Below are 6,222 nucleotides of genomic sequence, written 5' to 3' on the forward strand. Positions count from 1 at the left end.
TCCCGCTGGCCGGCGCCCTCGAGCACCGGGTGGTCTCCGACCCCGCCGAGGCGGCCGCCCTGTGGCGCATCCGGGAGGACGGCGCCGGGCTCGCCGCCCGCAGCCTCGTCCGCCCGGCGTACTCCGGCTGGGAGGACGCGGCCGTCCCACCGGCCCGGCTGGGCGCCTGGCTGCGGCGGTTCGACGAGCTGCTCGCCGCGCACGGCCTCGAGACCGTGCCCTACGGCCACTTCGGCGACGGGTGCGTCCACGCCCGCATCGACTTCACCTTCGACGAGGACGGCCGACGTCGGTTCCGCGACTTCCTCCTCGCCTGTGCGACGTCGCTGGCCGACTTCGGCGGCTCGCTGTCGGGGGAGCACGGCGACGGGCGGGCCCGCAGCCAGCTGCTGCCGCTGATGTACGACGAGGAGTCGCTGCGGCTCTTCGCAGCGGTCAAGGCGGTCTGCGACCCCGACGGGCTGCTGAACCCCGGCGTGCTCGTCGACCCCGCGCCGCTGGACGCCGACCTGCGCCCGGGACGGCCCGCCCAGGAGCCGGCACTGGCGCTCCGGCTGCCGCACGACGCCGGCTCGCTGCTCGACGCGGTGCACCGGTGCACCGGCGGCGGCAGGTGCGTCGCCGTCACCGGGACCGCCGTGATGTGCCCGTCGTACGCCGCCACCCGGGAGGAGAAGGACGCCACCCGCGGCCGCGCCCGCGTGCTCCAGGAGGCGCTGGACGGCACCCTGGTGCGCGGCCTGCGCGACCCCGCCGTGCACGAGGCGCTGGAGCTGTGCCTGGCATGCAAGGGGTGCGCGAGCGACTGCCCGACCGGGGTCGACATGGCGGCGTACAAGGCCGAGGTGCTGCACCAGACCTGGGTCGGCCGGCGTCGTCCGCGCAGCCACTACGCGCTGGGCCGGCTGCCGCGGTGGGTGCGGCTCTCCGGCGGCCGGGGCGGCTGGGTGAACCGGGCGCTGGCCCTCGGCCCGGTGGCCGCGCTGGTCAAGGCGTCCGCCGGCATCGATCCCCGGCGTACCCTCCCGACCCTGGCGCCCCGCTCGCTCCGCGCGTCCGTCCGTCCCGGGACGTCACACGGACGGAGCCGACGTCGGCTCCCCCCGGATGACGTCCCGCCGGACGTGTGGCTGTGGGCGGACACCTTCACCGACCACTTCCGGCCCGGGTCCGGCCGGGCCGCGATGGCGGTCCTGGCGGCGGCCGGGCTCACCGTGCGGGTGATCCCGGAGACGGCCTGCTGCGGGCTGACCTGGGTCACCACCGGCCAGCTCGACGCGGCCCGCAGGATCGTCGAGCAGACGGTGGCCACGCTGGCGCCGTACGTCGCCACCGCGCCCGTGCTCGGGCTGGAGCCCTCGTGCCTGGCCGCCCTCCGCGCCGACGCGGCCCAGCTGACCGACGACCCCCGGGCCGGCGAGGTGGCCGCCGGGGTGCTCACCCTCGCCGAGCTGCTGGAGCGCCTGGACTGGTCGCCCCCCGACCTCACCGGGACCGAGATCGTCGCCCAGCCGCACTGCCACCACGCGTCGGTGCTCGGGTGGGAGGCCGACGAGCGGCTGCTGCACCGTGCGGGGGCCACCGTCACCCGGGTCCCCGGCTGCTGCGGGCTGGCCGGCAGCTTCGGCATGGAGCGCGGCCACTACGAGACGTCGGTCGCCGTGGCGGAGACCCACCTGCTCCCGGCGACCCGCGCCCATCCGCAGGCGGTGGTGCTCGCCGACGGGCTCTCCTGCCGGACCCAGCTGGCGGACCTGGCGGACGTCCCCGCGGTCCACCTGGCCGAGCTGCTGGCCGGTAAACTGTCGCGGTGAACCCCCGCCACCGCCGCCTGGTCATCCCGGTCGCCCTCGGCGGGCTGCTGCTCGTGGTGGTGCTGGCCGCCGTGCTGCGATGACCACCTCGCTCACCCGGGCACTGGCCCGGGTGCGCGGCCTGCTCCTCGACGCGGACACGCTGGTCTCCGCCGTCGCGGCCGGCCGCCGACGAGGTGCGACCCCCCGCTGGCGGCGCGTCGAGCTGAGGTACGTCGACCTCAAGGCCGGCCGCCACCTTCAGGTCACGGCGTACGACGCCACCCAGGCCCACACCGGCAACCATGCGCTCGGGGAGCCCGCCCGGGCGGCCGTGGACGAGCTGCTCGACCAGCCCTACGCCAGCTGGCACGTCGAGACGACCAGCCAGGTGCTCCAGCTGCGGGTCACCAAGAAGGGCGACCCGGTGCTGCACACGCGCACGCGCACGGAGGAGGTCCCGGTCGCCCGCACCCACGACCGCGACAAGCGCCGGCTGCTGCCCGCCGACGACCCCGTGCTGGTCGCGCTGGGCATCGCCACGCCCGAGGGCAGGGTCAAGCCCAGCCGGCAGGCGAAGTACCGCCAGGTCGAGGAGCTGGTGCGCCTCCTCGACGCGGCGCTCACCGAGGCGTTCCAGCGCGGGCACCTGCGCCGGCCGACCCCGGACGAGCCGCTCCGGGTAGCCGACCTCGGCTGCGGGAATGCCTACCTCACCTTCGCCGCGCACAGGTTCCTCACCCAGGTGCGCGGGCTGCCGGTCCGCTTCACCGGGGTCGACACCAAGCAGCAGTCGCGCGACCACAACGCCGCGCTCGCGGCGTCCCTGGGCATCGACGCGGAGTTCGTGGTCGCCAGCATCGGCGAGGTCGAGCTCGAGCCCGCCCCCGAGGTCGTCCTCGCCCTGCACGCCTGCGACACCGCCACCGACGACGCGCTCGCGCGGGCCGTGGCCTGGCAGGCGCCGCTGATCCTCGCGGCCCCGTGCTGCCACCACGACGTGGCGGCCCAGCTGCGCCGGCACCCCGCGCCGGCGCCGTACTCCGAGCTGCTGCGGCACGGGATCCTGCGCGAGCGCCTCGCCGACACGCTCACCGACGCCGTCCGGGCCGCACTGCTGCGGGAGGCCGGCTACCGCGTCGACGTGGTGGAGTTCGTCGAGAGCGCCCACACGCCGCGCAACACGCTGCTCCGCGCGGTCCGCACCGGGGCCGCCGCCGACCCTGGGGCCTCGGCCGAGTACGACGACCTCGTGCGCACGTGGGGCATCACCCCCCGGCTCGGTGAGCTGATCTCGCGTGCGCCACGCTGAGCGAGCTGGCCTGGTCGCTGTGGTCGTACCGTTCCTGGTCGCCGCAGGGCTCGGCCACGCCGACCGCGGCGGCGCCGACGTGATGCTCCGCTTCGCCGACCCGGCGATCGTCGAGTCCAGCGGGCTGGTCCTCACCGACGGGCTGGTGGTCACCACCAACGACTCCGGGGACACCGGGCGGGTCTTCGTCGTGGATCCGGCGACCGGACGGACCGTCGGCACCACCACCTGGTCCTCGAGCCCCGTGGACGTCGAGGCGCTCGCGCCGGCCGTCGGCCCCCGGAGCGGCGGCGAGGTGTGGGTGGGCGACATCGGCGACAACCGGGCCGCGCGCGACGACGTCACCCTCGCCCTGGTGCCCGTCGGTCGGTCCACCACGACGGTCGGCGCCCCGACCTACCGGCTGACCTATCCCGACGGCCCGCACGACGCGGAGGCGCTGCTCGTGCACCCGGTGACCGGACGGGTCTACCTGGCCACCAAGGGTGTCTTCGGCGGGACGCTGCTCGCGGCTCCCCGGCGGCTGTCGGCCGAGCGCCCGAACCGGCTGCGACCCGTCGGGCCGGTGCCCGGCATGGTCACCGACGGGGCCTTCCTGCCTGACGGCCGCCACCTGGTGCTGCGCACCTACACCCGCGCGGTGGTCTGTTCCTTCCCCGGCCTGGACCCGGTCGCGTCCTTCCCGCTGCCCGACCAGCCGCAGGGCGAGGGGCTCGCCGTCGCCCCGGACGGCTCCCTGTGGCTCAGCACCGAGGGGATGCACACGCCGGTCCTCCGGGCGGAGCTTCCGGCCCGGGTCCGGGCAGCGCCGGCCGGCGGGCCCCCGGCGTCGTCGACCACGTCCCCGGCGGCCTCCCCGGCTCCGCTCCCGGCGGGCGCCAGGGAGGCCCAGGAGGACGGGGGTCGCACGTGGGCGGGGGCGGCAGTTCTCGCAGCCCTCGCGGTGCTCGGGTCAGGGGCCGTGCTGGCCCGCCGCCGGCGGCGTACGCGTTAACCTCGGGAGACATGCAGCTCACCCTCGTCCGCGGCGACCTCACCGAGCAGAAGGTCGACGCCGTCGTCAACGCCGCCAACCGGCGGATGCGCGGCGGCGGGGGAGTCGACGGCGCGGTCCACCGGCGTGGCGGGCCCGCGGTGCTGGCCGACTGCGTCCGCCGCTTCCCGCACGGCCTCGCCACGGGGCAGGCCGGCTGGACCACCGGCGGCGACCTGCCCGCCCGGTGGGTGATCCACGTGGTGGGGCCCGACTACCGGGCGGGGGAGACCGACCGGTCCCTGCTCACCGCGTGCTACGCGGGTGCGCTGCGGGTGGCCGACGAGCTCGGTGCCCGGACGGTGGCGTTCCCGCTGGTGTCCGCGGGCATCTACGGCTGGCCGCTTGCAGACGCCGCCGACGCCGCGGTGACGACCCTGCGGGACACCCCGACCGAGGTCCGGGAGGCCCGCCTGGTCGCCTTCGACGAGACGGCGTACGCCGCGCTCGCTCAGAGCCTCTCGACCACGTAGTCGATGCACCGGGTCAGCGCGGCCACGTCCTCGGGGTCGATGGCGGGGTACATCGCGATCCGCAGCTGGTTGCGCCCCAGCTTGCGGTACGGCTCGGTGTCCACCACCCCGTTGGCGCGCAGCGTCGCGGCGATGGCGGCCGCGTCGATCGAGTCGTCGAAGTCGATCGTGCCGATGACCAACGAGCGGTGCGCCGGGTCGGCGACGTACGGCGTGGTGTACGCCGTCTGCTCGGCCCAGCCGTAGAGCGCCGTGGAGGAGGCGGTGGTCCGCTCGACCATGCCCTTCAGCCCGCCCTGGGCGTTCATCCAGTCCAGCTGCTCGGCCATCAGGAACAGCGTGGCCACCGCAGGCGTGTTGTAGGTCTGGTTCTTGCGGGAGTTGTCGATCGCCGTGGGCAGGTCGAAGAAGGCCGGGACGTGCCGCCCGGAGGCCGCGATCTCCTCGACCCGGGCCAGCGCGGCCGGCGAGAGGATCGCGACCCACAGGCCGCCGTCGGAGGCGAAGCACTTCTGCGGGGCGAAGTAGTAGGCGTCGACCTCGGTGAGGTCCACCGGCAGGCCGCCGGCGCCCGAGGTCGCGTCGACGAGCACCAGGGCGCCCTCGGTGCCCGCCGGTCGCACGACTGGGGCCATCACGGCGGTGGAGGTCTCGTTGTGCGCCCAGGCGTAGGCGTCCACCCCCTCCTCCGCGACCGGCTCGGGGTGGCTGCCCGGGTCCGAGCTGATCACGGTGGGGGCGGCGAGCCACGGCGCCTGCTGGGCCGCCTTGGCGAACTTCGAGGAGAACTCCCCGAAGGACAGGTGCTGGCTCCTCTCGTGGATCAGCCCGTAGGTGGCGATGTCCCAGAACGCGGTGGCACCGCCGTTCCCCAGCACCACCTCGTGGCCCTCGGGGAGGGAGAGCAGCTCGGCCAACCCCTCGCGCACCCGGCCGACCAGGGCGCGGACCGGAGCCTGCCGGTGGGAGGTCCCCATCAGCGTGGTGCCGGTCGCCGCGAGCGCGGTGAGGTGGGCGGGGTCGATCTTGGACGGTCCTGCGCCGAAGCGTCCATCGGCCGGGAGGAGATCGGCGGGGAGGGTGATCGGGCTGGCGTCGCTCATCGGGAACCTTCCGGTCGGTGCGGCACGGATGCTTGACGACGCTGTCAGCCCGTCTATTGTGGCATCCGGCTGCCTCCGGCCCGCACCCGGGCGAGGCCTCTCGAAGGGGGAACCGATGACGCCACCGCCCGGCGGAGCCCGACAGGGCACGGCCCGCACCGTCTTCCGGGTTCTCGGCATCGCCCTGGGCGGTCTGGGGCTCGTCCTGGTCGTCGTCGGCTTCTACCGGTTCGCCACCGGCGGCGTGGGGGACCAGGCCCAACCCGCGTTCTTCATGTTCGTCAGTGGCGGGGTGCTGCTCGTGGTCGGCTTCGGGCTGCTGAGCGCGGGGTTCATGGGGGCCGGGGCCCGCTACGCCGCGGGGGAGACGGCGCCGGTGGTCAAGGACTCCGCGGCGTACCTCAGCGATGGTGAGGGGATCCTCGGCGTCGGTCGTACCGCGCGCGGCCCGGCCGCTGCGGGCGGCGCGTCCGGTGCGGCCGGCACGTCCGGTGTGCGCGGGCCCGGG

At 75.6% G+C, this 6,222-nt stretch carries 6 protein-coding genes; 5 read left to right on the forward strand and 1 reads right to left on the reverse strand.

Going from position 1 to position 6,222, the window contains the following annotated elements; translation table 11 throughout:
- From PLP61_RS14065 to PLP61_RS14080, 4 genes are all read left to right on the forward strand, one after another.
- The coding region (locus PLP61_RS14065; protein WP_324503374.1) for an FAD-binding and (Fe-S)-binding domain-containing protein at positions 1 to 1,814 on the forward strand (1,814 nt) is incomplete at its 5' end.
- A gap of 79 nt (positions 1,815 to 1,893) precedes the next feature.
- Entirely contained in the window at positions 1,894 to 3,105 is a 1,212-nt protein-coding gene (locus PLP61_RS14070) for an SAM-dependent methyltransferase (RefSeq protein WP_324503375.1), read from the forward strand.
- A complete protein-coding gene (locus PLP61_RS14075; RefSeq protein ID WP_324503376.1) occupies positions 3,092 to 4,099 on the forward strand; it encodes a hypothetical protein in 1,008 nt (335 codons plus the stop codon). The genes PLP61_RS14070 and PLP61_RS14075 overlap by 14 nt, the downstream gene beginning before the upstream one ends.
- An 11-nt stretch (positions 4,100 to 4,110) precedes the next feature.
- Complete coding sequence (locus tag PLP61_RS14080) at positions 4,111 to 4,611, forward strand: O-acetyl-ADP-ribose deacetylase (protein ID WP_324503377.1); 501 nt, start codon at positions 4,111 to 4,113, stop codon at positions 4,609 to 4,611.
- On the opposite strand, the gene serC is transcribed toward PLP61_RS14080, so the two are convergent.
- Positions 4,590 to 5,714, reverse strand: a complete 1,125-nt coding sequence (gene serC, locus PLP61_RS14085) for a phosphoserine transaminase (RefSeq protein ID WP_324503378.1) — start codon at positions 5,712 to 5,714, stop codon at positions 4,590 to 4,592. The two genes, PLP61_RS14080 and serC, sit on opposite strands and share 22 nt — an antisense overlap.
- Positions 5,715 to 5,829: 115 nt before the next feature.
- On the opposite strand from serC, the gene PLP61_RS14090 reads away from it, so the two are divergent.
- Positions 5,830 to 6,222: hypothetical protein (locus tag PLP61_RS14090; RefSeq protein ID WP_324503379.1), on the forward strand; the 393-nt coding region annotated here is incomplete at its 3' end.

This window comes from Nocardioides sp., assembly GCF_035429765.1.
Taxonomy (GTDB): domain Bacteria; phylum Actinomycetota; class Actinomycetes; order Propionibacteriales; family Nocardioidaceae; genus Nocardioides.